Genomic DNA, 25425 nt, shown 5'->3' on the forward strand with positions numbered 1-25425 from the left:
GCCCTTAATTCGTAATTCGTAATTCGTAATTTGTAATTGTTTTAAAGCTATTTGAATGCGACAACTTCCTAACATTATTACCCTATGCAACCTTTTTTGCGGCGCATTAGCTATTATTTGTGTGCTGCATGCACCGGAATTCCGGGTAGAGTTTAACGGCAATGAATATACGGTGACCAACCCTGAGCCGGTCTACTGGGCTTCCGCGCTGGTGGTGCTGGCGGCAATTTTCGATTTCTTTGACGGACTGGTGGCCCGCCTGCTGAAGGTGCAGTCGCCCATGGGCAAAGAGCTGGACTCCCTGGCGGATGTTGTCACTTTCGGGGTAGTGCCCGGTATGATGCTGTATCGCCTGCTGCGCAGCGCCTATTACCAGATGCCCGACGCCTTTGAAGTATCGATGGTGAACGTAGCGCCGGCCTTGCTGGTGCCCTGCTTTGCGGCTTACCGGCTGGCTAAGTTCAACCTGGACACCCGGCAATCTGAAAACTTCATCGGTGTGCCCACGCCGGCCGTAGGCTTACTGGTGGCCTCTTTCCCGATGATACTCCTCTACAATCCCTATAACCTGGCCCACTGGCTGCAGAATATATGGGTGCTGTACGGCATCATTGCAGTACTCTGTTACCTGATGGTGGCGGAAATCCCCATGCTGAGCCTCAAAGTAAAGGAGAAATCCCTGAAAGCCAACTGGACAAGGCTCCTGCTGGTAGTATTGGTACTTGTCAGCATGCCCTTCCTGAATTATGCAACGGTTCCGTTTATATTTATCTGTTATGTGATACTATCGCTGGCGGTACCGCCAAAGGTAACCCCGGCATAGAATTACGAATTACGGATTTACGAATTACGAATTGAGAATTCTTTTATAGAGCGGTTATTTAGTACCCTTTCTGTAAGGAAGCCCTTAATTCGTAATCCGTAATTCGTAATTCGTAATTTTTTTTAGTAGGTTTGCGCCAAATTTTAGCACAATGACTTTTACTGCACATATCAATGTGATGCCACTGAAAGAATTATTGGACCCGCAAGGTAAAGCGGTGATGAGTGGTCTCAAAAACCTTGGCATGGGCCAGGTACAAGATGTACGGATTGGAAAACACATTACCCTGCAAATTGAAGCCGCCAGCAAGGAAGAAGCACATCAGATCGCTGAAAGTGCCTGCCAGAAACTGTTGGCTAACCAGGTAATGGAATACTTCGAAGTACAGATACAATAAAATAATTACCAATTACGAATTACGAATTACGAATTACCCGAAGCTAAATCGGTAGTCCCTAACTCGTAATTCGTAATTCGTAATTCGTAATTGACATGAAATTATACCTCATTCCATCTCCTATCGGCAATCTCGCCGACATTACCTACCGGGCCGTAAAAGTGCTGGAGGAGGCGGAATTGGTGCTGGCGGAGGATACCCGCACCTCCGGCGTGCTCCTCAAACACTACCAGATCAACAAACCGGTCACCCCCTACCACCAGCATAACGAACACAAGATTGTACAGCACCTGCTGCAACAGCTGCAAGCCGGCAAAACCATGGCCCTGCTCACCGACGCAGGCACCCCCGGCGTTTCCGACCCCGGATTCCTGCTGGTCCGTGAGTGTATCCGTGCCGGTGTGCCCGTAGAATGCCTGCCCGGCGCCACCGCTTTTGTGCCCGCTCTTGTCAACAGCGGCATTCCCATGAACCGCTTCATTTTTGAAGGCTTTCTGCCGCTCAAAAAAGGCCGTCATACCCTTTTCACCCAACTCAGTACGGAAGAACGCACCTTCGTTTTTTATGAGTCGCCCATGCGGCTGGTAAAAACCCTGGCCGATCTGATCCAGTACCTCGGACCCGACCGCCAATGCTGCGTTAGCCGCGAACTCACCAAAATGTTCGAAGAAAACAAACGCGGCACCCTCCGGGAAGTACATGACTACTTCCTCGAAAAAGGAGTGAAAGGCGAAATCGTAGTGGTCGTGCAGGGCGCCGGATGATATTTTGATAGTTGGCTATTTTGATAGTTCCCCCCCGATTTTCCCATCTTCTTAAGCCCGACAACCAAATAATTAAATAACCAAATAGCCAAATGGCTAAATGTTGTTTATTTTAGCCCAGGAATCTAAACTAAAACTGAATGAAGCACGGGGTATTAGGAAGCTGCCTCGCCCTTACCATGATGACGGGCAGCTGGTTACAACTAAATGCACAGTCAGATCGCTGGCAACAAAAGGTAAAGTATACAATGGACGTGGCGATGGACGCTCCGGCCAACAAACTGACCGGGAAACAACACCTGGAGTATTTCAACAACTCCCCGGACACGCTGAAGAAAGTCTTTTATCACCTGTACTGGAACGCATTTCAGCCAGGAAGCATGATGGACGTGCGCAGCCGCGAACTGGGCAAAATTGTGCTGGGAAAAGACAAAAACGGTAACCCCCGCCAGGACTGGGACAGCCGTGTACGGGACCGCATCTCCAAACTGAAACCCGATGAAATCGGCTACCAGAAAATCATCTCCCTGAAAAGAGACGGTAAAATACAAGACTTTAAAGTGGTGGAAACGATCCTGGAAGTGCCGCTGGACAAACCCATCCTGCCTCATTCAAAAGCTGTGTTCGACATGGAGTTTGAAGCGCAGGTGCCCGTGCAGATCCGCAGAAGCGGCCGCCATAATGCGGAAGGGGTAGACTTCTCCATGTCGCAATGGTATCCTAAAATGTGCGAATACGATTATGAAGGCTGGCATCCCACTCCCTATATCGCGCGTGAGTTCTATGGCATATGGGGCGACTACGATGTGAAAATCACCATCGATAAAAGATACGTGCTGGGCGGTACCGGCTACCTTCAGAACCCCAACCAGATCGGGTACGGCTATGAGACACCGGGCGCTAAGGTGAACCGCCCCGCCGGCAACAATCTGACCTGGCATTTTGTGGCGCCTAACGTACACGATTTCGTGTGGGCCGCAGATCCGGACTACAAGCACATTACACAGAAAGTGGATGGCTTTACGGCACATTTCTTCTACATAGAAAACGACGCTACCCGCGAATCATGGCCGCAACTGGCGAAGATGGTCCCGGTAGCCTACGATTATATCAAAAAACATTACGGCGCTTATCCTTACCAACAGTACTCCTTCATCCAGGGCGGCGACGGCGGTATGGAATACCCGATGGCAACGCTGATACAAGGCAACCGTAACATTACTGCGCTTTATAACCTGGCGCTGCATGAATGGATGCACAGCTGGTACCAGGGCATGCTGGCTACCAACGAAAGTCTCTATCCCTGGATGGATGAAGGCTTCACCACCTTCGCGGAAGATGCTACCTATCATAGTACCATCGATTCCCTGAAAGGAAAAAATCCGCATGAAGGCTCCTATGACGGCTATTTCGCGCTCGTCAGAAGCCCGTTTGAAGAACCGGCCTCCACCCATGCAGACCACTTCAACAGTAACTATGGCTACAGCCTCACGGCTTATTCCAAAGGCGCTGTGTTCCTGGAGCAGTTGGGCTACGTGATCGGTAAAGACAACCGCGATGCCGGCCTGTTGCGCTATTACAACGAATGGCGTTTCAAACATCCGAATGCAAACGACTTTATCCGTGTGATGGAAAAACAGAGCGGTATTCAGCTGGACTGGTACAAACAATACTTTGTCAATTCTACCAAACACATTGACTATGGTATTGACAGCGTGTACAGCAAAGGCAGCAAAACCGTGGTGCGCCTGCGCCGCGTGGGACTCTTCCCCATGCCCGTTGATTTTATGGTGACAGATAAGAAAGGTAACCAGGTGATGCACTATATTCCACTGTCGCTGATGTTTGGCGAAAAGCCCAACGAGCAGCCGGCTGTAAAACGTGTAGTCGACCCCGTTTGGTACTGGACCAACGAGACTTACGAGGTGGAACTGGACCTGCCGCTGTCTGACATCAAAGAGCTGGAAATAGACCCCAGTCAGCGTTTGGCAGATATCGACAGAAGCAATAACAAAGCTGGATAAATTACGAATTACGAATTACGAATTGAGGGCTCCCTTTTGGAACGGTTACTAAATACCCGCTCTATAAAGGAGCCCTCAATTTGTAATTCGTAATTCGTAATTCGTAATTGTTTCTCTGGCTTTCGCTTCCCCGTCGGCGATCATGTTCCTGATGGCGCGGTTAATGAATTCCAGCCCGCCCATCCCGGCCGTTACAGGCGCATCCGGCCTGATCACGTGCAGGTTCAGTATTTTCTTTCCCCTGAAAGGGGCCGCTTCCGGTATATCAAAACACTGTTGAATGGTATCCGGGGGGACACCGGCGGCCTGCAGTCTGCGTTGAATCGCATCCAGGTAGCGGAGCGAGTGGTTGTACACCACGGGAACGGCAATGTCTCCTTCGGACATATTGATGGTGCCCCAGTCCATGGTACGTTCCAGTACGTCCACCAGGTTTTTGAACTGCATAGGGTATTCTTCCTGTGCTACCGGCGTGTGCAATACAACGTAGATATCCGTGGCGCCGCGGTCTATGGCAAGTTTTACAGGAGCGTACAAAGGACCGCCGCCGTCTGTAAGTTGCTGCAGCGGTTGGCCTTCCCCGGTAATATCTATGGGCGGCATAAATGCCGGTTGCATAAAAGAGGCTACCATGGCGTCGCGCAGCATGTGTACATCGCTCAGTCTTTTTGTCGTATAACCGTTGCCGTTATACTCCCGGTTGGAGAAATAAATGTTGCTTCCTGTTTGCAGGCTCCTGGTGGCGATATACAGTTCGCGGGGAGCGGCCATCAGCTGGCGGTAGCGTTCTTCCGTAACGATGGCGTTGATCTTGTGCAGCAGGGGAATAATGTTGTACAGTGACAGCTGATTGTTGGCCAGCCGCTGGATAGCGTGGTTGGTGGAAAAGAAATCCTGTGTGACATTGGTGGTAAAGATCTTTTCTGCCAGTGCTGCGTCGTCGATAGCTGTCAGCAGGGCGATCAGTGAGCCGGTGCTGGTACCGCAAATGATGTCGAATGACTTGTCCGGGTAATGTTGCTGAAGATATCTGACCACTCCTATGGCAAAGGCGCAACGGGCGCCGCCTCCTCCCAATACTAATGCTGTTTTCGTCATGATAGATTTTTCAAGAATGATGTTCGGTTAGTACTGCAAAAGCGGGCAAGGAGTTATGAAATGACGATCGGGGTCATCTCCCAAATTACAAAATCCGGGTAAAAAAAAGTCAGGCCGGCGGTGCGGTCCTGATGGGGTGTCAAAATAAGTGGCAGGCAGGGTGGTTAAAATATGAGTTGTTGTAACTGGTTTTCCCAGTTATGACGCTGTAATTCATGGAATTTCAGCTGTTCGAGATGGTGTTCCGTATGATAGGCGGTGAAATACAACATTTCCCGCATGGTGATTTTGCCGAGCAGGGGATGTGGCAGGCGATACTTATCAAGATCGCTTTCAGACCATTTCCCGAGATTTTCCAGCAGTCTTTCCTTTTGTTTGAGAAAAGCCTGTATGAGTACGGGGCGCTGGGCGCTATAGATAACGCCGGGCAGATAAGTAAGGGTAGACTTGGCGCCGTGGGCCAGCACCTGGCGGTAGTCTTCCACCAGTGTTGAATAAGAGCGGGAGGGCTGCCGGCTGGCGCCGAAGTAGCGCAGCAGTATTTTCGGATAGCCCATGGCGGTAGCTACCGGCCGGGACGATTTGATGAGATGTTGAAGTTGTTGTCCGGCGGACCATTTGCCATAAGGCGTGGCGGTAAAGCGTTGATCCGGTAATGTCTGTACGAAATCAACAAAATGATCGAAACTGCTATTTATCTGAGAATGGATCTCATGCTGGTTCAGGTACATAGGAAATGATTTAGAGGGTGCATAAACACAAAACCGGACGCTTCAAACTAAACTGTAACCCGGGCCATTTGCATTCTCCCTGAAGTTACGCCGGTTTTGTGACCTATCCAATAAAATGACAGATATAAAGAATATTAATATTATCTTTTCAGGTAGCCGGCTCGATAATTTGATCATTTCTCCCTGTAAAAGTTTAATTATTCCAGTATTTCACACTGAAAACCTTGTTTCTGTACAAAATCGATAATAATATTTTCTGCTACCTGGAGGTTACCAATCCTGAGCACCTTATCGCAGTCGTCGAGGTCCACATGGCAGCTGGCTACCTCGAAGCTGGTGGTAATGGCCTGTATCATGGCCTGTTTTTCCTGGTGACTTCCAATATTGGTTTTGAAGATGCCTATCATAGCGGAATGATTTAGGTGGGTTATACTTCTTTGTTGTCCCGGTTACCTTCGCCGGGATTGTCTTTCGGTTGGGTGAATTCTTCTTCGCGCCAGTCAAACCGGCGGGGATCGCAGTAGTTACGGAAGCGTTGCCGCATTTTCTCCCGTTGTTCGGGTGTCATGTTCGCCAGTTTTTCTTTCCATTCCTTGCGCTGGCGCCCCCATTTGCCGCCGCCGCCGGCCCATCCGGGTTTGCCATGCCAGCCAAACAGCAGCTTACCCAGTACGAGCAGGCCGAGGGCTTGCCAGTAAGAGATAACGGGGCCGTGGAAAAGTTCAGGTATCAGGTTGTTCCACAACACTTGGGTGAGCAGGATCACGAGGGCAAAGAAGGTGATGCCTAACAAAGCCAATCCTATTTTTTTGATGGGTCGCATATCTTGAATAATTTGATTTAGTTATTAAATAGTTCCTGGTAAAGTTCCATCAGCCGTTCCCGCAGGTACAGTACTGCGTAGCGTTTCCTGGACAGCAGCGTATTCACGCCGACGCCTGTTTCTTCGCTCATTTCTTTAAAGGACTTCCCTTCCAGTTCATGCTGCAGGAAAACCTGTTTCTGTTCCGGCGGGAGCTCGTCGATAGCTTGTGTAATAGCTTCCGATATGATTTTCCGTGTCAGCGGGGTGTCGGCCTGTAAGTTTTCATCAGCAAGGATTTCCGGCAGGAAAAGGACTTCCTCTCCTTCAATTTCGTGCGTAAAGTCGGTGAAAGGTGTTTCTTTTTTCTTGCGGAACCAGTCGGTGATACGGTTGCGCGTCACAGCAAACAGCCATCCGGTGATGGAGTCTATCTGGCTGCCCAGGCGCAGGTATTCGGTAAATTGATACAGTACGTCCTGCAATATGTCCTCCGCATCCGACGCGTTGTTAACACGCTGCCGGATGAAGTGCAGTAAACGCTTGCGTTCCTGCTTTACCGTAGCCTGTATGCGGTCGTTTTGCTCTTGGGCCATCATGCTGTTTGTGAGGAGCAACTGTTTCATCGTAATAAGGGAGACGAAACAGGGAAATCGATATTTTATTTTTCGGAAAAAAAATATCAGGGGGCAACAAAACCGTTATCCATGGCGGTTATCCTCAGCTTTTCACCATCACGATGTATTTTTCCCTGAAGCTTTCTTCCGGAAAAATCTCGTAAAGCTCCAGCAGCCGCGGTTTCACGCCGCTTTCGGAGATTTCCTGCGCCAGGTCGCCGCCTTTCAGGCAGATCAGCCCCTTTTCGAACTGCTTGCCGGACACGGCCGATTTCTTCAGCAGGGGTTTGCTCCACCGCCAGAGGTCGGCCAGTGGGGCTACCGCCCTTGATACGACGATATCGAATTTACGGTTTTTAATTTCTTCTGCGCGGGTATGCGCGCTGGTAACGTTTTTCAGGCCAAGCGCTTCGGAAATGCCCTGTACTACCTTGATTTTTTTGCCGATGGAGTCTACCAGGTGGAACTGTACTTCCGGGAAAAAGATGGCCAGCGGGATACCCGGGAAACCACCTCCCGTACCCAGGTCCAGTATCTGGGTGCCCGGCTGGAAATCTGCGATGGCCGCTATGCTCAGGGAGTGCAGCACATGCCGCTCATACAGGGAATCAATGTCTTTCCGGGAAATAACGTTGATTTTCCCGTTCCATTCCTCATATAATCCTTTCAGGGCTTCCAACTGTTGCAATTGTGCAGGCGTAAAATCGCTGAAGTACTTTAAAACAATTTCCATGGCGCAAAAGTAAAATCATTTAGGGATTTTCTGATTTACGATTTTTTGATTTCCAGAGATAAAAAAGCGAAGACCAACAAAATTCAAAATAAAAAGCCCCAAGCGGGTAAGGCTTCGGGCTCCGTTTCTATCAGTTAATAAAATCAAAAAAATCGTAAATCAGAAAATCCCTAAATGGTATTACCATTTGTTTTTAGACCTGAACATCAGTGCCGGTGTGAAAATGATGTAATACAGCACCATGAAAATATCCATCAGCCAGCTGAGCTTGAAAAGATCGCTCTCGTCGAGCCGGCGCATGGCCGAGTAGGTGATAACGGACTGTATGAGCACTTTGGCCGCGAAGATACCCAGTACATACCACAGGATAGGCGGCGGGAAAAACAGCGCGAAGACCAGGGCCGGATAAAACAGGAAATGCGTCAGGGAAAACAGGCCCAGTACAAACTTATGTCCGAACCGGTAGTGTTTGCCGGTAGACATATGCCTGGTCTTTTGCCTGAACCAGCTTTTCCAGCTTAGCTTCGGCTCTGAATAGGTAAAGGCCTGCTTGTCGATCACCACCCCTACGTTTTTACGGTTGGCGGCGGAATTGACGAACAGGTCATCGTCACCGCTGGCCAGGTGCTGGTGGCTGGTGAAACCCTTATGCCGGAAAAACAGTTCCCTTTTGTAAGCCAGGTTGCGGCCCACCCCCATATAGGGCATGCCGCTCATGGCAAAAGAAAGATGTTGCATGGCGCTGAAGAAGGTCTCGTACCGGATCACTTTATTCAGGAATCCCGGTTTTTTATGATAGGCGCCGTAACCCAGCACAATTTCCTTGTCGTTTTCAAACCCCTGGCTCATCAGTGTCAGCCAGTAGGTACTGCCCGGTTTGCAGTCGGCGTCGGTCAGCAGTACGTTGTCGTACTGGGCGCCTTTCAGGCCGATAGACAGCGGATATTTTTTCCCGGGGATGAATTTAGCGGCCTGTTTGATTTCAATATGCCGGTAATGCGGATAACCCGGCTCTATGGAGCGGAGATAATATTTGGTATCGTCTTCAGAGTTATCGTTGACCACTATTACCTCATATTCCGGTTTATGGTGCACATGATAACGCTGCTGCAATACGCCCGGCAGGTTTTTCTGCAGGTTAAGTTCTTCATCCTTGGCGCAGATGATCACGGAAAAAGGGCCGCCAGGCGCCTGGTCCAGGTCAAACTTACGACGATAAAAAGCTACCCGGGAAAAGACAAACAGGTAATAGATCGTCTGAATTCCTGCTACGGTAGCGAAAAAGTATAAGGCAATTTCACCCAGATTGTCAAGCATAATGCTGGCAAAAATATAATATTTTTATTATCTGTAAAATAATAAAAAAATTTACGGATTTTGAGATTTAGGGATTTACGGATTTTGGGAGTAGACCATATTTTCAATTTTTAAATCAATAAACAAAATCCCCATCCCCAATCCGTAAATCTCAAAATCCGTAAATCCCAAAATCAATACGGTCAAATAACCAGATAACAAAATGCCCAAATAATCCGATCTTTGCACGCTGAAATTAAGAGCCGTGAATTTTGAACTGATATCTACAGATAGTGGCAGTAATGCCAGGGCGGGCAAAATTACCACCGCCCATGGTACCATAGAAACGCCGATTTTTATGCCGGTAGGCACAGTGGGCAGCGTGAAAGCCGTTACCCAGGAACAGGTGCGCGATGATGTACAGGCACAGATTATTCTGGGCAATACCTATCATCTTTACCTGCGCCCGGGACTGGAAGTATTGTCACTGGCCGGCGGCCTGCATAAATTCAACGGATGGGAGCGCCCCATCCTGACCGACAGCGGCGGATACCAGGTGTTCTCCCTTGCGGCCAACCGCAAAATCAAGGAGGAAGGGGTGGTATTCCAGTCCCATATCGACGGCTCCAAACACCTGTTTACCCCGGAAAATGTGATGGACATCCAGCGGACCATCGGCGCTGATATTATTATGGCGTTCGACGAATGCCCGCCATACCCGTCAGAATACCGTTACGCCCGTAAATCCATGGACCTGACGCACCGCTGGCTGGACCGCTGTATACAAAGACTTAAAGATACCCGGCCCGCTTACGGCCACGAACAGACGCTGTTCCCCATTGTGCAGGGCAGCACCTATAAAGACCTGCGGAAGGCCTCCGCGGAATATATCGCCTCCCGCGGCGCCGCAGGCAACGCCATTGGCGGACTGAGCGTAGGGGAACCGGAAAATGAGATGTATGAGATGTGCGGACTGGTGACCGAAATCCTGCCCAAAGACAAACCCCGCTATCTCATGGGCGTGGGCACCCCCTGGAATATCCTGGAAAATATCGCTCTCGGCGTGGATATGTTCGACTGTGTGATGCCTACCCGTAACGGCCGTAACGGCATGCTCTTTACCTGGAACGGCGTGATCAACATCCGCAATAAGAAATGGGCGACCGATTTCAATCCTATCGACGCCAACAGCGAATGTTTCGCCACCCGTGACTACTCCCGGGCCTACCTGCGCCACCTGTTTGTAGCCGGCGAAATTTTAGGCATGACATTGGCTAGCATTCACAACCTCGCTTTTTACCTGGAGCTGGTAAAAGAAGCCCGCCGCCAGATCCTGGCCGGTACTTTTGCTGCCTGGAAAACGGGAATGGTGCAGCAACTGAAAACGCGGCTGTAAAAGTTCAGACTATAAAATAAACTAATATCTTTGGGCTCATGACTAAAATCGACTGGTACATTTTACGCAAGCTCATTGGAACGTTTATTTATTCCCTGATGATATTGCTGGTCATTTCCGTAGTGATCGATATTACAGAGAAAATAGATGATTTCATAAAGTACAACATATCCCTGCATGATGTGATTGTGGATTATTACTTCGGTTTTATCCCGCACATCGCTGCGTTGCTGTTCCCCCTGTTTATATTCATCTCCGTTATTTTCTTTACCTCCAAAATGGCGTACCGCTCGGAGATTATCGCTATCCTGAGCGCCGGCGTAAGCTTCCGCCGTTTCCTGCGCCCTTACTGGGTAGGCGCGATCCTCTTTGGCGGTATCCTCTGGCTGGCCAACTATTGGGTGGTGCCCAACGCCAACCGTATCCGCACCACTTTTGAAAATACGCGTATCCGCACACCGGACAGCCAGCAGTCGCAGTACGACCGCTCCAGCCGCATCGACAGTTTTACCTACGTATCCTTCGGGACCTACGATCCCAACTATAAAAGTGGCAGCAATTTCACCCTGTCAAAAGTGGATAAGCAGCTGATGTCCGTCAAGCTGCGGGCTGACCGCATCTCCTGGGACTCCACCAAAAAGGCATGGCGGCTGGACTATGTGTCTGTAAGGCATATGGACGGGCTGCACGAAAAATGGTACAGCCGCCAGGATTCCATCCTCAAAATAGCGCTGGACCCCAAAGACCTGATAGAGGTGAAAAACCTGCAGGAAGCTATGACCACGCCCGATCTGCGCAGGTATATCCGGCGGGAGGCCATCCGTGGCTCTGAAGGCCTCAATACCTACTGGGTAGAGTATTACCGCAGGACCTCCGCCGCTGCTGCAGTGGTGATCCTGACCCTCATCGGGGGAATCATCGCCGCCAAAAAGGTGAGAGGAGGCAGTGGGCTGCACCTCGCCGTGGGTATCGTTATCAGCGCCAGCTACATTATTCTCATGCAGTTTACCACCGTATTCAGCACCAAGGCAGACCTGAACCCCCTCGTGGCCGTGTGGATACCCAACGTGCTTTTCGGTGCACTGGCCTTCTACCTGTACCGCCGCGCGCCGAAATGATGCCCTGTTCGTTCCGTGCCCGGTTCGCGTGGCTGACGCCCCGGGCTGCGTTGTTTTTCATGTTTTTCCTTTTGTAATGCATAATGGAAGGGTGTTTCCGGTGGAAGCCGCCGGTTTCCATCCCGGCCGGGTGCCTTTCTGTCCCTGTATATCCCGCTGAAAATGCCGTCTTTTTTTATCAGGCGTGAAAAAAAGCCCATTTATTTCCAACCTCTTTTTATAACGGTCGCCCATTCTGGCCGGGTAAACAAAAATTGTCCGATCTGATAAATAAAAATGAAATTTTAAGCGGCATGCTTTCAATATTTTCAATTCGTTCTGAAAAAATTTACATTTCTTTAACGTCGATTCCGTGTGGTTTATTTTTTATCTATAAATGATTGATTTGTAATATTATTACATGGTTTCATGCAGGGGTATTCTCCCTGTATGCTACGGGTATTTTGCTTATTAAATTGACATTAAATACTGCTAAATGGTGGTAACTTCGTTAACAAATCATTACTTTTGACAATTGATCGATTTTGTTTCATTTTATAAACAATAGCAGTAAAATGGGGTACATAAAAGAAAAATTCAAGGTTAAAGCAGATGAACTTAACGTTGAAGTAAAGGACCTGGTAAAGAACCACGGCTCAAAAAAAATTGAAGACGTAACAGTGGCGCAGGTTTACCAGGGGATGCGCGGTATTACCGGCATTGTAACGGAGACTTCCCTGCTGGATGCCAACGAGGGCATTCGTTTTCGTGGATATTCCATTCCGGAGCTGAGAGAACACCTGCCAAAAGCGCCGGGTGGTGCTGAACCGTTGCCAGAAGGGTTGTTTTACCTGATGTTGATTGGTGAGCTGCCGGGTGAAGCGGATGTACAGACTTTATCCAGCATGTGGGGACGCCGTTCTCATGTACCTAACCACGTATTTGATGCTATTGAGGCATTGCCTATCACTACCCACCCGATGACGATGTTCACCGTAGGTATCATGGCGCTGCAGACAGAATCTGCATTTGCCAAGGCCTATGCTGAAGGTATCAATAAAAAAGACTACTGGAGCTACATGTATGAAGACACGATGAACCTCATCGCCCGTCTTCCCCGTATCGCTGCTTACATCTATCGCCGCAAATACAAGGGCGGCCAGCATATCCAGCCCAACGGCATGCTGGACTGGGCAGGTAACTTCGCCCATATGCTGGGTTATTCCGATGAAGGCTTCAAAGAACTGATGCGCCTCTACATGGTGATCCACGCCGACCACGAAGGTGGTAACGTGAGCGCACACACGACACACCTGGTAGGCTCCGCCCTCAGCGACGCCTATCTGTCTTTCGCCGCCGGTATGAACGGCCTGGCAGGCCCGCTGCACGGCCTGGCCAACCAGGAAGTGATCAAGTGGATACTGGCCATGCGCGAAGAACTTGGTGGTGGCATGCCTACCAAAGAGCAGATCGAAGCGTATGTTCGCAAAACCCTGTCTGAAGGTAAAGTAGTGCCGGGCTATGGTCACGCTGTACTGCGTAAAACAGATCCGCGCTTCACCGCACAGATGGAATTTGCTAAAAAGCACCTGCCTAACGATGAACTGGTGAAAATTGTGTGGACCGTATATGAAACCGTACCGCCAATTTTACAGGAACTGGGCAAAGTGAAAAACCCATGGCCTAACGTAGATGCACACTCCGGCGCATTGCTGGTACACTACGGCCTGGTGGAATATGAATTCTACACCGTGCTGTTCGGCGTATCCCGCGCACTGGGCGTACTGGCTTCCCTCTGCTGGGACAGAGGTTTGGGTCTCTCCCTCGAAAGACCTAAATCCGTTACAACCGAATGGATGAAACAGTTTGTTGAAGGAAAGGTGACTGCAGACGCAGAATAATTCCGCCTACCAACTGAAAAATATAATTAGCGAAGATGAAAGCTGTAGCAGCTTTTATCTTCGCTAATCTTTTTAAATTATCTTCGTGGCTCACTAAAACCGGTTCATTATTTCAACTTTCACTGCCATATTATCCAACCCGATAGAATATCTCAAGGGCGTAGGACCGCAGAAAGGAGAACTGCTGCGTAAGGAGATCGGCGTGCATACTTTCGGCGATCTGTTACAGTATTTTCCCTTCCGGTATGTAGACCGTACCAAGATAGATAAGATCGCTTCCCTGAGCGGCTATGAGGATTTTGTGCAGATACGCGGGCGTATCCTGCGCATGGAAGTGGTAGGAGAGAACAGAGGTAAACGGCTCGTAGCCACCTTCAAAGACGAAACCGGCGTCATAGAACTGGTATGGTTTCAGGGCTGGCAGTGGATGCAGAAATCCCTGCGCGAGAACGTGTCCTACCTGGTGTTTGGCCGTATCTCCGTATTCAACGGCGTTCCGCAGCTGGCACATCCTGAAATGGACCTGCTCACGGAAGAAATCGCCACAGGAAAACAACACCTGGAACCGGTGTATTCCACCACGGAAAAACTGAAGGCGCGCGGACTAACGGCAAAGGCTATCGGAAAACTGACAAAAGCGCTGCTCGAACAGATGTCGCCGATGGAAGTACGAGAGAACATCCCGGTGGAAGTGCTGCAGCAGTACCGGCTGATGCCCCGGTCCATGGCTTACTTCAAGATACACCTGCCTGGCAGCGAAGAGGAAGCGCACCAGGCGCAGCGCCGTCTGAAATTTGAAGAACTTTTCATCGCGCAGATCAGGATATGCCGCCTCAAAATCAAACGGCAAAAGCTGTCGCACGGTTATGTGTTTGGCGCGGTCGGCGAATCCTTTAATGAATTTTACAACAACCATCTGCCTTTCGACCTCACCGGCGCGCAGAAACGCGTACTGAAGGAAATCCGTATGGATACCGTGCACGGCCGGCAGATGAACCGCCTGTTACAAGGCGATGTAGGCAGCGGTAAAACCATGGTAGCCCTGCTGACCATGCTGCTGGCAAAAGACAACGGTTTCCAGGCCTGCCTGATGGCGCCGACGGAAATTTTGGCACAGCAACATTATAAGGGACTGGCTGAATTGCTACAGCATATGCCGGTAAAAATAGCGCTGCTGACAGGCAGCATCAAAGGCAAGGCCCGTAAACAAATACTGGCCGGCATTGCCGACGGCAGCATCCATTTCCTCGTAGGCACCCACGCCCTGCTGGAAAAAGAAGTGGTGTTTCAGAACCTCGGCATGGCCATCGTAGACGAGCAGCACCGTTTCGGGGTGGCCCAACGGGCACGGCTATGGGAAAAAAACAACATTCCGCCACATATCCTTGTCATGACGGCAACGCCTATACCGCGTACGCTGGCGATGACCGTTTACGGCGATCTGGACGTGTCCGTGATCGATGAAATGCCGCCCGGCAGAAAACCCATTACCACCGTTCACCGTACAGAGTTCCAGCGCCCGCAGGTGATGAACTTTATCAAAGACGAAATCAAAAAAGGCCGGCAGGCTTATATCGTATACCCCCTCATCGAAGACAGTGAAAAGCTGGATTATGAAAACCTCATGAAAGGTTATGAGGAAGTGAAAGCATTTTTCCCCGAACCGCAGTTTTACATCAGTATGGTGCATGGCCGGCAGCCGGCGGAAATGCGGGAAACCAACATGCAACGCTTCGTGAGCGGCGATACCCACATCATGGTGGCGACCACCGTTATCGAAGTAGGCGTTAACGTGCCCAACGCCTCCGTGATGGTGATTGAAAGTACGGAACGCTTCGGCCTTTCACAGTTGCACCAGCTCCGGGGCCGCGTAGGCCGCGGCGCAGAGCAGTCATTCTGCATCCTGATGACAGGCACCAAACTGGGACAGGTATCCAAAGAACGCATCAATGTCATGGTGCAAACCAACAACGGTTTTATCATCTCCGAAAAAGACATGGAACTCCGCGGCCCGGGAGATATCGAAGGCACCCGCCAAAGCGGGGTGCTGGACTTCAAACTGGCGGACATCGTACAGGACAGAGCCGTACTGGAAGCCGCCCGCGCCAGCGCAGAAAAAATACTGTCGGAAGATCCCGATCTCGTCCTCCCTGAAAATCAAGGCTTAAAAGAATATTTAGCGCTTCAGCGCGGGAAATCTCAATGGAGTAAAATTTCCTGACGTTTTTAACGTTTATTAATTTATACCGTCTGAATAGTTGATATAATCCCTGAACATATCGTCCGGACAGCGGTATTATATCCTGCGCCCGTAACAATTTAATGGGCTTCTGCGTTTATAGATGTATATTGGTTTTTTTGGCATTAAAATAAATCTTATCCCGTTGAAATTTACCCTCCCGAGCGGCCTTATTGGAATGATGATCCTCCTGTTGTTTACCGGTTATACTGCCCGGGGGCAACAGTCAACCAATTTCACTCCCTTGAACTTTATTGAAAACAAAGGTCAATGGGACCCTCAGGTCCTGTATAAGTCAGACGTGGGTACCGCCGATATATGGCTGAGAAAAACAGGCTTCACTTTCATGCTGTACAGCAAGGAAGATATGCACGACCTGTTTGAATACATGCACGGGCATGGCGAAGCCGCCGACTCCGGCGCAGTGGTCGTCCCTAAAAACAGCACTGCCGCCAAAGCCGCCGCTACAGCCACAAATGACGGACCAGGACGGCCGCGCAGATTTCCGGATGTAAGAGGACATGCGTACCAGGTTAATTTTGTCGGCGCCAACGAAAACCCGGAAATCATCCCGGAAAAACCACAGGAATCACTCAATAACTACCTGATTGGTAACGACAGGTCCAAATGGGCGTCCAACGTGAAATCCTACCAGGGACTGATGTATAAGTCGTTGTATCCTGGTATCGACGCACATGTTTACTCCGATGCTTCCCAACTGAAATATGATCTCATTATAGCAGCAGGCGCCAATCCGGATAAAGTGCAGTTAGCGTACGACGGCGCCACCGGCATGGAGATCAAAAAAGGACAGCTGCTGATACACACTACCGTGGGCGATGTCATCGAACAACTGCCTTATGCTTACCAGTATGTCAATAACCAGCGCGTGTCGGTAAAAGTATCTTACAAGCTGAATGGTAATAAAGTAGGTTTTAAAATCTCCGGTGACTATGACCCCGCTTACCCGCTGGTGATAGACCCGGTATATGTGTTTTCCACGGTGTCCGGTTCCCGGGCAGACAACTGGGGATTTACCGCTACCTATGACGATGCGGGCAATTTCTATGGCGGTGGTATTGTATTTAATCCAGGTTACCCTGCAACGCCGGGCGCCTATAAAACGGCGTTCAACGGCGGTACCTTTGACATCGCCATCTCCAAATTCAATCCCAATGGTACCCGGCTGATTTACGCCACCTACCTCGGGGGCGACGGGCAGGAGCAACCGCACAGCCTTTTCGTGGACCCCCAGGGTAATCTCGTTATTTCCGGCAGGACCACTTCCGCCAACTATCCATACGACAAAGTAGAAGGCACTAACCGCGGCGGATGGGATATCGTGGTCACCAAACTGAACGCTACAGGTAGCGGCCTGATCGGGTCCCTCATTGTGGCCGGCGGCGCCGATGACGGCGTGAATATGCGCGAAAACCGCGCGGGCGGCGACTGGGTGCTGTTACGCAACTACGGTGACGATGCCCGCAGTGAAGTAGTGATTGACGACGCCGGATATATCTATGTGGCCAGCTGTACCCGTTCCAGTGATTTCCCGGTAACGCCGGGCGTTTTCCAGGGCTCCTTCGGCGGCTCGCAGGATGGCGTAGTGATGAAGATCAATCCTATGTGCAGGGGACTGGTATGGTCCAGCTATCTCGGTGGCTCCGCCGAAGATGCCGCTTACGTTATCGCCCTCAATAAACTCAATACTTTATACGTGGCCGGCGGTACTGCCAGCAGCAATTTTTCCGTTACCCCCGGCGCTCTTTATTCCACTTACCGCGGCGGTGTGTGTGACGGCTTTATCACCCATATCGCCAACGACGGTTCCAGGATATTACAAAGCACTTTCCTGGGTTCCAATGATCCCTCCGCCGACCAGGTGTATGGTATACAACTGGACAAGAACGGATTTGTATATGCGATGGGAACCACCGAAGGCACATGGCCTGTCAAACTGCTTAATCCCGGCGACTACAATGATAACTCGCTGCAGTATATCGTGAAGATGCAACCGGACCTGAGTGCGTTTGTGTATTCCACTACTTTTGGCAAGCGGCGTCAGCTGGCTTCCACGCCTTCTATTTCGCCTACCGCTTTCCTGGTGGACCGTTGCGAGAATGTATATGTGTCCGGCTGGGGCGGTGGTATCAACAATTCACTGCATTATCCCAACTCCGGCACCTTTGGCCTGCCGGCAAAAAATCCTGTCCAGAGCTCTACCGACGGGATGGATTTCTACTTCTTTGTATTGCAGCGTGATGCTGCCGCACAGCTGTTCGGCAGCTGGTTTGGCGGTAATGGCCTGTATGAACACGTAGATGGCGGCACCAGCCGCTTTGACCGCAACGGTGTGATCTACCAGGGGCTCTGTGCATGGTGTAACGTAAGCCAGAACGGCAGCAAACCACGTTACCCGACCACGCCGGGCGCCTACTCCAGTGTGCCGCCCCCTGCCTGTAACTATGGCGCTTTAAAAATTGCGTTCAATCTCGACGGGGTGAAAGCGGGTATTAAAACCCTTGGCCGCAGAACAAACTACTGTGTGCCGAGCGAAATCACTTTCGTGGATACCACCCGCCTGCCGGCGGAAAGATGGGAGTGGCATTTCCCGGATGGGACCGTGGTGAACGGAAAAGATACCATTAAGCATACTTTCAACCAGATAGGCACTTTCAGGGTGATGCTCGTAAAAGTGGACCGTGCCAGCTGTAACGGTACAGACACTGCTTATATTGATGTGAAGCTGGGAAATAATGAAGCTAAGTTCGACTTTGACGCACAGCGGCAGCCGCCCTGCGAAGCCCTGGCGTATGTTTTTACCAGCAATGCCACACCGGCAGGGGCCTTCCGTGACAGCTCGTTTATCTTCGATCTGGGCGATGGTTCCAAACCGGAGTATGTGGGGCCGTCCAAATTCCCTTACAACCACAAGTTCGCTGCACCGGGCGTATATAATGTAAGTCTGACCCTGGTAGATACCAACTTCTGTAACGCACCGCAAACGATCACCAAGCCATTGCGTGTGGCCGTAAACGTTACCGCGCAATTCAATATGCCGGATACCGTTTGCGTAGGTACCGAGTTGCAACTGGACAATACCACCCTGGGCGGGGAAAGTTTCCTGTGGACTTTTGAAGATAACGGCGAACAATCCACCGAGCCTTACCCGATACATAAATTCGCAGTGCCAGGCAGATGGAAAGTGAAACTGCTGGTGCTGGATGAAAACACCTGCAACAAAAAAGACAGTATTACCAAAACGGTGTTGGTAGCTGAACCACCGGTGGCAGACTTTGATTTTATGCCCACCAAGGCTACAGAAAATACGCCGGTGACCTTTACCAACCTGACACAGGGACAGGAACCGCTGCATTACCTGTGGAACTTCGGCGATGGTGACACTACATCTGTTCGTAACCCGCAGCACCAATACCTGAAGACCGGTACTTACAACGTATGTCTGACTGCTGCTAACAGGGAAGGATGTACGCATACCGTCTGCAAACAGGTAACGGCTATCGTTGTACCGTTGTTTGATGTGCCCACGGCATTCTCTCCCAATAATGACGGCATGAACGATGTGTTTTACGTGAAGTCATTTGGTGTGACGAAGTTTAACCTCAAGATATTTAATCGCTGGGGACAGTTGATTTTTGAAAGTTCTGACCCCAGGATAGGCTGGGATGGCCGGTTTAAAGGAGCTGTGCAGCCCATGGATGCATATGCTTACGTAGTAAGCCTCGAGTTTACTGACGGAACGAAGGCCAATAAGACAGGAAATGTAACCTTGTTAAGATGATGAGTCATGAAGAAGCTGATTGTTAACATCACCGCGGGGTGGGTAATTGGAATGTTGCTCACGATCAGTGCGTCCGCACAGGACCTCCACTTTTCGCAGTATTTCAATTCACCGTTAACCACCAACCCCGCCAATACCGGTTTTATCCCTGACGGAAATTTCCGGGTAGGGGCTAATTACCGCGACCAATGGACGAGTATTCCGGTACCTTACCGGACCATGTCGGCATATGGTGATTTCCAGCTGCTGAGCGACCGGCTTATTTACGGTTGGCTGGGCGTGGGCGGTGTTGTTCTTCGTGACGTGGCGGGCAGCGGAAACCTTTCTTCCACCAAAGGGTATGCTTCGATCGCCTATCATCAGCTGCTGGGCGAAAGCAGCCTGCTGTCGCTGGGCTTTCAGGCCGGCGCCGCCAATAAGCGCGTGGATATAACCAAACTGACTTTCGGAGACCAGTGGAACGGAAAATTCTTCGACTCGCAGTTGCCTACAGCGGAACCGTTTACCCAGTCCAGTGTGAATTATTTCGATCTGAACGTAGGGATGAACTACGCTTTTTTCCCTACGGAAAACCTGTATATTAATACCGGCGTTGCTGTACAGCATGTCAATACCCCCCGGGAAACTTTCTACGACGGCGAAAACAAAGTACCCCGCCGTTATACCGGTTTTCTGAATGCAAGCATCAAAACCAGTGATGTGCTGATCGTCAACCCCAGCGCTTATTACTCCCGGCAGGCCGGCGTCAGTGAGTTTGTCATAGGGCTGAATGCCGCCTACAATCTCTCCGGCGATGGCGATAAACAGGTGTCCGGCGGTATCTACTACCGCGCCAAAGATGCTGCGGCGTTTATGGTAGGATACCAGTTGAGTAATATTAAACTTCAGTTCAGTTACGATGTGACCACCTCCAACCTCGCAGTGTCCAACAGCAGGAGAGGCGCCTATGAAATCGGCCTGGTATACAGTGGCTTATATTCCAACAGAGGATTTAACAATGCAAAAAGGTCTACTATCTGTCCGTCTTTCTAAAGAGATACAGTAAATGGTTATTTTTGCCGGGAACATGCTATCACCACTTTAAACATAATACACCAGGTATGAAACGTTTATTAATAGGTATCTGCTTTCTTATGACCGCCCAGCTGGCGCATGCCCAGTATTACAAAACAGACACCAGCGCACCCCGTGGTTTCGATCGTTCCCGGCTCATCCTGGGAGGCTCGCTGGGGATGGTTTTTGGCGATTATACGAATGTGGATATTTCCCCGCTGGTGGGTTACCGTTTTAACGATTACATTGCTGCGGGCATCAATGTGAATGCCCAGTATGGCCAGTATAAAACTTACGATGGTTATGGCAATACTGCACAGCGGGATAAATACACCATCTTCGGCGGCGGCGTATGGGGGCGCGTATATCCTATTCCTATGGTATTTGTGCATATCCAGCCGGAGTACAACTATATCACACAGAAGTCAACGATCTACTATACAGACCCGAAACGTAACTTCAGCACCAGTTACAGCGTACCCAGCCTGCTGGTAGGCGCAGGCTATACCCAGAGCGTAGGCGGCAGGGTAGGTATCGGTATCTCCATCATGTATGATGTGATCCAGGATAACCGTTCTCCGTACCGTAATAACCTTGTCTACCGTGTAGGCGCCGGTTTAGGGTTCTGATCTCCGGGAACATACTTTGAATACCCGTTTGGCGAGCGCTGAACGGGTATTTTTATTCCTTCCCCATGTTACCTCCTTGTTAAATTTGTTTATAAAGGCTAAACTTATTTTTACAACTTTTATACCTTTGTGCCATCAATTTTTAAAGAGATGGAGATTAAATTAGCTGTTTTTGATATTGCCGGCACTACGCTGCACGATGAGGCCAATGTGGCGAAAGTATTGCAACAGGCCATCCGGCTGGCGGGGGTGCATGTATCCCTTGAGGAAGTTAATGAAGTAATGGGATACGCCAAACCATATGCGATCCGTTATTTACTGCAACAGAAGAACGACGCGCGGCATGCGGATGACCAATTTATCGGTGAGCTGCACACCCGGTTTGTGGAAGATATGAAAGCGCATTACGCGAACGACAGTTCCGTAAGGGAGAAACAGGGGGTGTCGGCCGTATTCGCGGCCCTGCGGCAGAAAGGCATCAAAGTGGCGCTGGACACGGGCTTTGACCGCGACATTACCAACGTGATCCTGCAGAGGACCGGCTGGCAGCAGCAGGGGCTTGTAGACGCTGTCGCTACCAGCGACGAAGTGCCTTATGGCCGCCCGTATCCCTATATGATCTATCGTATCATGGAAACGCTGGAAGTACGCAGTATCGGAGAGGTGATGAAGGTCGGCGATACCATTTCTGACCTGGAAGAAGGTACCAACGCCGGTTGCCGTTATGTAGTGGGCGTTACCACAGGCGCCTATAGCCGGGAGGAACTGGAGAAGGGGCCACATACCCACCTGGTGGCATCTCTCGATGAACTGTTATCTATTTTATAAACTCTTGCTCAACAGCGATCATGCAACAACAACAAGCGGATGTAGCGGTAGTAGGCGCCGGCATCGTAGGACTGGCCATGGCTTATAAACTGGCGTCCAAAGGAAAAAAAGTCGTTTTATTTGAAAGGAACAGCAGGGCTATCAGCGCTTCCATCCGCAACTTCGGACTGGTATGGCCTATCGGTCAGCGTGCCGGTAAAATGTACCAGCGTGCCATGCACAGCCGCAGCGTATGGAAAGAACTGGCGGCGGCTACCGGCCTGCAATGCCAGGAAACCGGTTCCCTGCACCTGGTGTATGAAAAAGACGAGCTGGCTGTGCTGGAGGAATTTGCTGCTGCTGCGCCCGCCAACGGATTTGAGTGTCAGCTGATAGCACCGGAAAATATCGGTCAGTATACGAAGGCCATCAAAACCGAAGGTTTGAAGGGGGCGCTCTGGAGCCCGACGGAGATGACCGTCAACCCGCGGCAGGCCAGCGCTGCCATTGCGCGCCACCTCGGGGAGAAAATGAATGTGACCGTTCGTTTTAATACAGCCGTTAACGGTATCAGCATGCCGTATGTCGAAACGAAAGACGAAAAGTGGAAAGTAGACCAGGTATATGTTTGCAGCGGCGCTGATTTTGAAACATTATATCCTGCCGCCTATGCAACGGCGCCTCTTACCAAATGCAAGCTGCAGATGATGCGCACCATTCCGCAGCCAGGCAACTGGCAGTTGGGACCTGCGCTCTGCGCCGGACTCACCCTCGCGCACTATGCTTCTTTCAGTGACTGCGCTGCGCTGACACCGCTCAAACAACGCTTTGAACAGGAAATGCCGGAGTATGTAAAATGGGGCATCCACCTGCTGATTTCCCAGAACGGCGCCGGCGAACTGACCATTGGTGATTCGCATGAATATGGTCCGGACTTCGAACCATTTGACAAAGCGTTTATCAATGACCTTATTCTGAAGTACATGCATACTTTCCTCGAAGCACCGGCGTATACTATCCAGGAACAGTGGCATGGCATTTATCCCAAACTGACCAACGGTGGTACCGAGCTGGTAATGTCTCCTGAAAAGGATGTTACCATTGTGAACGCTCTCAGCGGAGCCGGTATGACGCTGTCTTTCGGCCTTGCAGAAGAACTGACCAGGTAGTCAGTTGGTTATTTGTTCATTTGGATATTTTGATATTTATTGAGTGGGGAAAGCGGTTTTGCACAGGCAAAGCCGCTTTCCCTTTTCAAATAACCGCTCCTCCGATCCCCAATAACTAAATAACCAAATACCCAAATAACAACGGTTTCGTATAGGCGAAATAGTTCTCCCTTTTTATATATCTAAGCTACCCTAAACCAAATATCTAAATATCTAAATAACAAAATCCCAAAATGATTAGGATTTTGCATGAATTATTAATAAATTAAATGCAGATCAAACGTTATGAAAACAATTGCCACAATGATGGCCTTATTTTGCTGGTAACATATTCACCATATTGCATCACCCAACTTTAGCAACGTTTCTGTAGCCAGGTTTTAACGACATGGCTGCATGTTCATAACGTGTTAAATGTAAAGCGGGTTCCTTTTAAGTTACCTGCTTTTATTTCTTTATATCCAAAAAGCCAATAATTCTATAAATTACAGGGTGTTCCTGCCCTGTAGGCAGGGGTAGCATTTTCTTACAAAAAAACAGCAACGGCATGAATGGTAGTTTAAAACACCTCAAGGAAAGAGACTGGACAGAAACAAGAGCGCATTCCAGCTGGCAGATCTTCAAGATCATGGCGGAATTCGTGGAAGGCTTTGAATCGCTTGCTAAAATAGGACCCTGTATATCAATATTCGGATCTGCCCGCACCAAGCAGGGCAACCGCTATTATGAGCTGGCGCAGGAAATTGCGCGCAGGCTGGCAGAAGAGGGATTTGGTATCATTACCGGCGGCGGCCCCGGTGTGATGGAAGCGGCCAATAAAGGCGCACAGGCCGCAAATGGTAAATCGGTTGGGGCGAATATCACCTTGCCGCATGAACAGAATCCCAACGGCTTTATTGACCCTGATAAAAGGCTCAATTTCGATTATTTCTTTGTCCGCAAAGTAATGTTCACCAAATATTCACAGGGCTTTGTGATGATGCCCGGCGGATTTGGCACCATGGATGAATTTTTTGAAGTGGCTACCCTTATCCAGACCAAGAAGATGGAAGAAACCCCGATGGTACTCGTAGGCCGCGAATACTGGAGCGGTCTGCTGGAATGGATCCGTACCGTGATGATGGAAAAAGAAAGCAACATTAACCCGCAGGACCTCGGCCTGCTGAAGCTTTTCGATACTGCCGACGAGGTGGTGGAGTATTTCCGTGTATTTTATACCACGAATAAACTCAGACCTAACTTTTAATGACGGCCGCGCCCGTCAGGCGCGGATATACCTGCCCGTTAGCCGGAAGAATAAATTCCGGCCGGGCAACGTTATGTGTATAGGTGTCGCCGCAACCGGTTTTTTCATAGCTTTGCAGAAATTTTATATATGGAGCTCCTACCGGCAGTTGAGGCATTTGCAGAGAAATACACCAGCGCAGAAAGTCCGCTGTTGTACAAATTGAACCGGGAAACACACCTGAAAGTAGAATTGCCGCATATGCTGAGTGGCCATGTACAGGGAAAGTTCCTGGAGATGGTGAGCCGCATGCTGCAGCCCCGCCGGATACTGGAACTGGGCACCTATACGGGATATTCCGCCATCTGCCTGGCCGCAGGCCTGCCGGATGACGGGATATTGCATACCGTCGATATCAACGAAGAACTGGAAACTCTTTGCCATCAATATTTTGAGGCATCCGGGTATGCCGGTAAAATAAAAATGCATATCGGTAAGGCAGCCGAAGTGATGATGTCACTGGATGAGGTGTTTGATTTAGTGTTTATTGATGCTGACAAAGCCGGTTATGTGCACTATTACGACCTGGTTTGGGAAAAACTGCGCCCCGGCGGATTTATCCTGGCTGATAATGTCTTGTACCATGGACAGGTACTGCAGCCGGAGAACGAGCAGGGGAGCCAGGCAAAAGCCATGGTCAGATTTTGCGAGAAAGTGCTGGCCGACGACCGCGCAGAACAGGTATTACTCACCATTCGCGACGGTATCCTCCTGATCAGGAAGAAATAAACCGGCACCACACCATGCCCATTAAATTCGACA

23 protein-coding genes are annotated in these 25425 nt (G+C 50.0%); 15 read left to right on the forward strand and 8 right to left on the reverse strand.

Annotated elements, in window-relative coordinates:
- The first annotated feature begins 55 nt into the window (after positions 1–55).
- From pssA to HF324_RS05660, 4 genes are all read left to right on the forward strand, one after another.
- Complete coding sequence (pssA, locus tag HF324_RS05645; protein ID WP_168810310.1) at positions 56–823, forward strand: CDP-diacylglycerol--serine O-phosphatidyltransferase; 768 nt, start codon at positions 56–58, stop codon at positions 821–823.
- A 151-nt stretch (positions 824–974) separates the two neighbouring features.
- The gene (purS, locus tag HF324_RS05650) at positions 975–1220 is read left to right on the forward strand and encodes a phosphoribosylformylglycinamidine synthase subunit PurS (protein ID WP_078668804.1); all 246 of its coding nucleotides are present in this window, start codon (positions 975–977) and stop codon (positions 1218–1220) included.
- 95 nt (positions 1221–1315) lie between these two features.
- Positions 1316–1984 (forward strand): 16S rRNA (cytidine(1402)-2'-O)-methyltransferase, encoded by a 669-nt coding sequence (rsmI, locus tag HF324_RS05655; RefSeq protein WP_168810312.1) that lies wholly within the window; start codon positions 1316–1318, stop codon positions 1982–1984.
- Between the two features lie 140 nt (positions 1985–2124).
- Positions 2125–4008 carry a M1 family metallopeptidase gene (locus HF324_RS05660; protein ID WP_168862087.1) on the forward strand — a complete coding sequence of 628 codons (1884 nt, stop codon included), beginning with the start codon at positions 2125–2127 and terminating at the stop codon, positions 4006–4008.
- Positions 4009–4083: 75 nt separating this feature from the next.
- On the opposite strand, the gene HF324_RS05665 is transcribed toward HF324_RS05660, so the two are convergent.
- From HF324_RS05665 to HF324_RS33345, 8 genes are all read right to left on the reverse strand, one after another.
- On the reverse strand, positions 4084–5106 hold the full coding sequence (locus HF324_RS05665) for a patatin-like phospholipase family protein (protein WP_168810316.1): 1023 nt from the start codon (positions 5104–5106) through the stop codon (positions 4084–4086).
- Between the two features lie 164 nt (positions 5107–5270).
- The gene (locus HF324_RS05670; RefSeq protein ID WP_168810318.1) at positions 5271–5837 is read right to left on the reverse strand and encodes a DinB family protein; all 567 of its coding nucleotides are present in this window, start codon (positions 5835–5837) and stop codon (positions 5271–5273) included.
- Between the two features lie 197 nt (positions 5838–6034).
- Positions 6035–6244 (reverse strand): hypothetical protein, encoded by a 210-nt coding sequence (locus HF324_RS05675; protein ID WP_168810320.1) that lies wholly within the window; start codon positions 6242–6244, stop codon positions 6035–6037.
- A gap of 20 nt (positions 6245–6264) precedes the next feature.
- Positions 6265–6660 (reverse strand): hypothetical protein, encoded by a 396-nt coding sequence (locus HF324_RS05680; protein ID WP_168810322.1) that lies wholly within the window; start codon positions 6658–6660, stop codon positions 6265–6267.
- A 17-nt stretch (positions 6661–6677) separates the two neighbouring features.
- On the reverse strand, positions 6678–7265 hold the full coding sequence (locus HF324_RS05685) for an RNA polymerase sigma factor (protein WP_258539440.1): 588 nt from the start codon (positions 7263–7265) through the stop codon (positions 6678–6680).
- A gap of 94 nt (positions 7266–7359) precedes the next feature.
- Positions 7360–7989, reverse strand: a complete 630-nt coding sequence (gene rsmG / locus HF324_RS05690) for a 16S rRNA (guanine(527)-N(7))-methyltransferase RsmG (RefSeq protein WP_168862088.1) — start codon at positions 7987–7989, stop codon at positions 7360–7362.
- A 180-nt stretch (positions 7990–8169) separates the two neighbouring features.
- A complete protein-coding gene (locus HF324_RS05695; protein ID WP_168810325.1) occupies positions 8170–9306 on the reverse strand; it encodes a glycosyltransferase in 1137 nt (378 codons plus the stop codon).
- Between the two features lie 75 nt (positions 9307–9381).
- Positions 9382–9627 (reverse strand): hypothetical protein, encoded by a 246-nt coding sequence (locus HF324_RS33345; RefSeq protein ID WP_168859587.1) that lies wholly within the window; start codon positions 9625–9627, stop codon positions 9382–9384.
- On the opposite strand from HF324_RS33345, the gene tgt reads away from it, so the two are divergent.
- The 11 genes from tgt (at position 9551) to HF324_RS05750 (ending at position 25392) form a co-directional block, all read left to right on the forward strand.
- Positions 9551–10681: a tRNA guanosine(34) transglycosylase Tgt gene (gene tgt, locus HF324_RS05700; protein ID WP_168810328.1), complete on the forward strand. Its 1131-nt coding sequence runs from the start codon at positions 9551–9553 to the stop codon at positions 10679–10681. The genes HF324_RS33345 and tgt overlap by 77 nt on opposite strands.
- Positions 10682–10719: 38 nt before the next feature.
- On the forward strand, positions 10720–11799 hold the full coding sequence (locus HF324_RS05705) for an LptF/LptG family permease (protein WP_168810330.1): 1080 nt from the start codon (positions 10720–10722) through the stop codon (positions 11797–11799).
- 554 nt (positions 11800–12353) lie between these two features.
- Positions 12354–13679, forward strand: coding sequence for a citrate (Si)-synthase, eukaryotic (locus HF324_RS05710; RefSeq protein ID WP_168810332.1), 1326 nt, complete (start codon positions 12354–12356; stop codon positions 13677–13679).
- A gap of 184 nt (positions 13680–13863) precedes the next feature.
- The gene (recG, locus tag HF324_RS05715; RefSeq protein ID WP_258539548.1) at positions 13864–15900 is read left to right on the forward strand and encodes an ATP-dependent DNA helicase RecG; all 2037 of its coding nucleotides are present in this window, start codon (positions 13864–13866) and stop codon (positions 15898–15900) included.
- Between the two features lie 163 nt (positions 15901–16063).
- On the forward strand, positions 16064–19720 hold the full coding sequence (locus HF324_RS05720; protein ID WP_168810334.1) for a DUF7948 domain-containing protein: 3657 nt from the start codon (positions 16064–16066) through the stop codon (positions 19718–19720).
- A 6-nt stretch (positions 19721–19726) separates the two neighbouring features.
- Positions 19727–20752 (forward strand): PorP/SprF family type IX secretion system membrane protein, encoded by a 1026-nt coding sequence (locus tag HF324_RS05725; RefSeq protein WP_168810336.1) that lies wholly within the window; start codon positions 19727–19729, stop codon positions 20750–20752.
- Positions 20753–20820: 68 nt separating this feature from the next.
- Positions 20821–21402, forward strand: a complete 582-nt coding sequence (locus tag HF324_RS05730; protein WP_168810338.1) for a porin family protein — start codon at positions 20821–20823, stop codon at positions 21400–21402.
- A gap of 150 nt (positions 21403–21552) precedes the next feature.
- Complete coding sequence (locus tag HF324_RS05735) at positions 21553–22230, forward strand: phosphonatase-like hydrolase (protein WP_168810340.1); 678 nt, start codon at positions 21553–21555, stop codon at positions 22228–22230.
- A 20-nt stretch (positions 22231–22250) separates the two neighbouring features.
- Positions 22251–23378: a TIGR03364 family FAD-dependent oxidoreductase gene (locus HF324_RS05740; protein WP_220101276.1), complete on the forward strand. Its 1128-nt coding sequence runs from the start codon at positions 22251–22253 to the stop codon at positions 23376–23378.
- A gap of 547 nt (positions 23379–23925) precedes the next feature.
- Positions 23926–24624 (forward strand): LOG family protein, encoded by a 699-nt coding sequence (locus tag HF324_RS05745; RefSeq protein ID WP_078668787.1) that lies wholly within the window; start codon positions 23926–23928, stop codon positions 24622–24624.
- A 129-nt stretch (positions 24625–24753) separates the two neighbouring features.
- Complete coding sequence (locus HF324_RS05750) at positions 24754–25392, forward strand: O-methyltransferase (RefSeq protein ID WP_168862089.1); 639 nt, start codon at positions 24754–24756, stop codon at positions 25390–25392.
- The last annotated feature ends 33 nt before the right edge of the window (positions 25393–25425 follow it).

Origin of the sequence: Chitinophaga oryzae (genome assembly GCF_012516375.2) — a bacterium.
Classification (GTDB): domain Bacteria; phylum Bacteroidota; class Bacteroidia; order Chitinophagales; family Chitinophagaceae; genus Chitinophaga; species Chitinophaga oryzae.

Excerpts from the sequence above, each read along its gene's own strand:
- HF324_RS05670 (WP_168810318.1), bottom strand. The coding sequence starts at position 5,837 with ATGTACCTGAACCAGCATGAGATCCATTCTCAGATAAATAGCAGTTTC.
- HF324_RS05710 (WP_168810332.1), top strand. The coding sequence starts at position 12,354 with ATGGGGTACATAAAAGAAAAATTCAAGGTTAAAGCAGATGAACTTAAC.
- HF324_RS05735 (WP_168810340.1), top strand. The coding sequence starts at position 21,553 with ATGGAGATTAAATTAGCTGTTTTTGATATTGCCGGCACTACGCTGCAC.
- HF324_RS33345 (WP_168859587.1), bottom strand. The coding sequence starts at position 9,627 with ATGGTACCATGGGCGGTGGTAATTTTGCCCGCCCTGGCATTACTGCCA.
- purS (WP_078668804.1), top strand. The coding sequence starts at position 975 with ATGACTTTTACTGCACATATCAATGTGATGCCACTGAAAGAATTATTG.
- HF324_RS05725 (WP_168810336.1), top strand. The coding sequence starts at position 19,727 with ATGAAGAAGCTGATTGTTAACATCACCGCGGGGTGGGTAATTGGAATG.
- HF324_RS05695 (WP_168810325.1), bottom strand. The coding sequence starts at position 9,306 with ATGCTTGACAATCTGGGTGAAATTGCCTTATACTTTTTCGCTACCGTA.
- HF324_RS05730 (WP_168810338.1), top strand. The coding sequence starts at position 20,821 with ATGAAACGTTTATTAATAGGTATCTGCTTTCTTATGACCGCCCAGCTG.
- HF324_RS05750 (WP_168862089.1), top strand. The coding sequence starts at position 24,754 with ATGGAGCTCCTACCGGCAGTTGAGGCATTTGCAGAGAAATACACCAGC.
- HF324_RS05660 (WP_168862087.1), top strand. The coding sequence starts at position 2,125 with ATGAAGCACGGGGTATTAGGAAGCTGCCTCGCCCTTACCATGATGACG.
- HF324_RS05680 (WP_168810322.1), bottom strand. The coding sequence starts at position 6,660 with ATGCGACCCATCAAAAAAATAGGATTGGCTTTGTTAGGCATCACCTTC.
- HF324_RS05705 (WP_168810330.1), top strand. The coding sequence starts at position 10,720 with ATGACTAAAATCGACTGGTACATTTTACGCAAGCTCATTGGAACGTTT.
- rsmI (WP_168810312.1), top strand. The coding sequence starts at position 1,316 with ATGAAATTATACCTCATTCCATCTCCTATCGGCAATCTCGCCGACATT.
- HF324_RS05675 (WP_168810320.1), bottom strand. The coding sequence starts at position 6,244 with ATGATAGGCATCTTCAAAACCAATATTGGAAGTCACCAGGAAAAACAG.
- pssA (WP_168810310.1), top strand. The coding sequence starts at position 56 with ATGCGACAACTTCCTAACATTATTACCCTATGCAACCTTTTTTGCGGC.
- HF324_RS05740 (WP_220101276.1), top strand. The coding sequence starts at position 22,251 with ATGCAACAACAACAAGCGGATGTAGCGGTAGTAGGCGCCGGCATCGTA.
- HF324_RS05665 (WP_168810316.1), bottom strand. The coding sequence starts at position 5,106 with ATGACGAAAACAGCATTAGTATTGGGAGGAGGCGGCGCCCGTTGCGCC.
- rsmG (WP_168862088.1), bottom strand. The coding sequence starts at position 7,989 with ATGGAAATTGTTTTAAAGTACTTCAGCGATTTTACGCCTGCACAATTG.
- HF324_RS05685 (WP_258539440.1), bottom strand. The coding sequence starts at position 7,265 with ATGAAACAGTTGCTCCTCACAAACAGCATGATGGCCCAAGAGCAAAAC.
- HF324_RS05745 (WP_078668787.1), top strand. The coding sequence starts at position 23,926 with ATGAATGGTAGTTTAAAACACCTCAAGGAAAGAGACTGGACAGAAACA.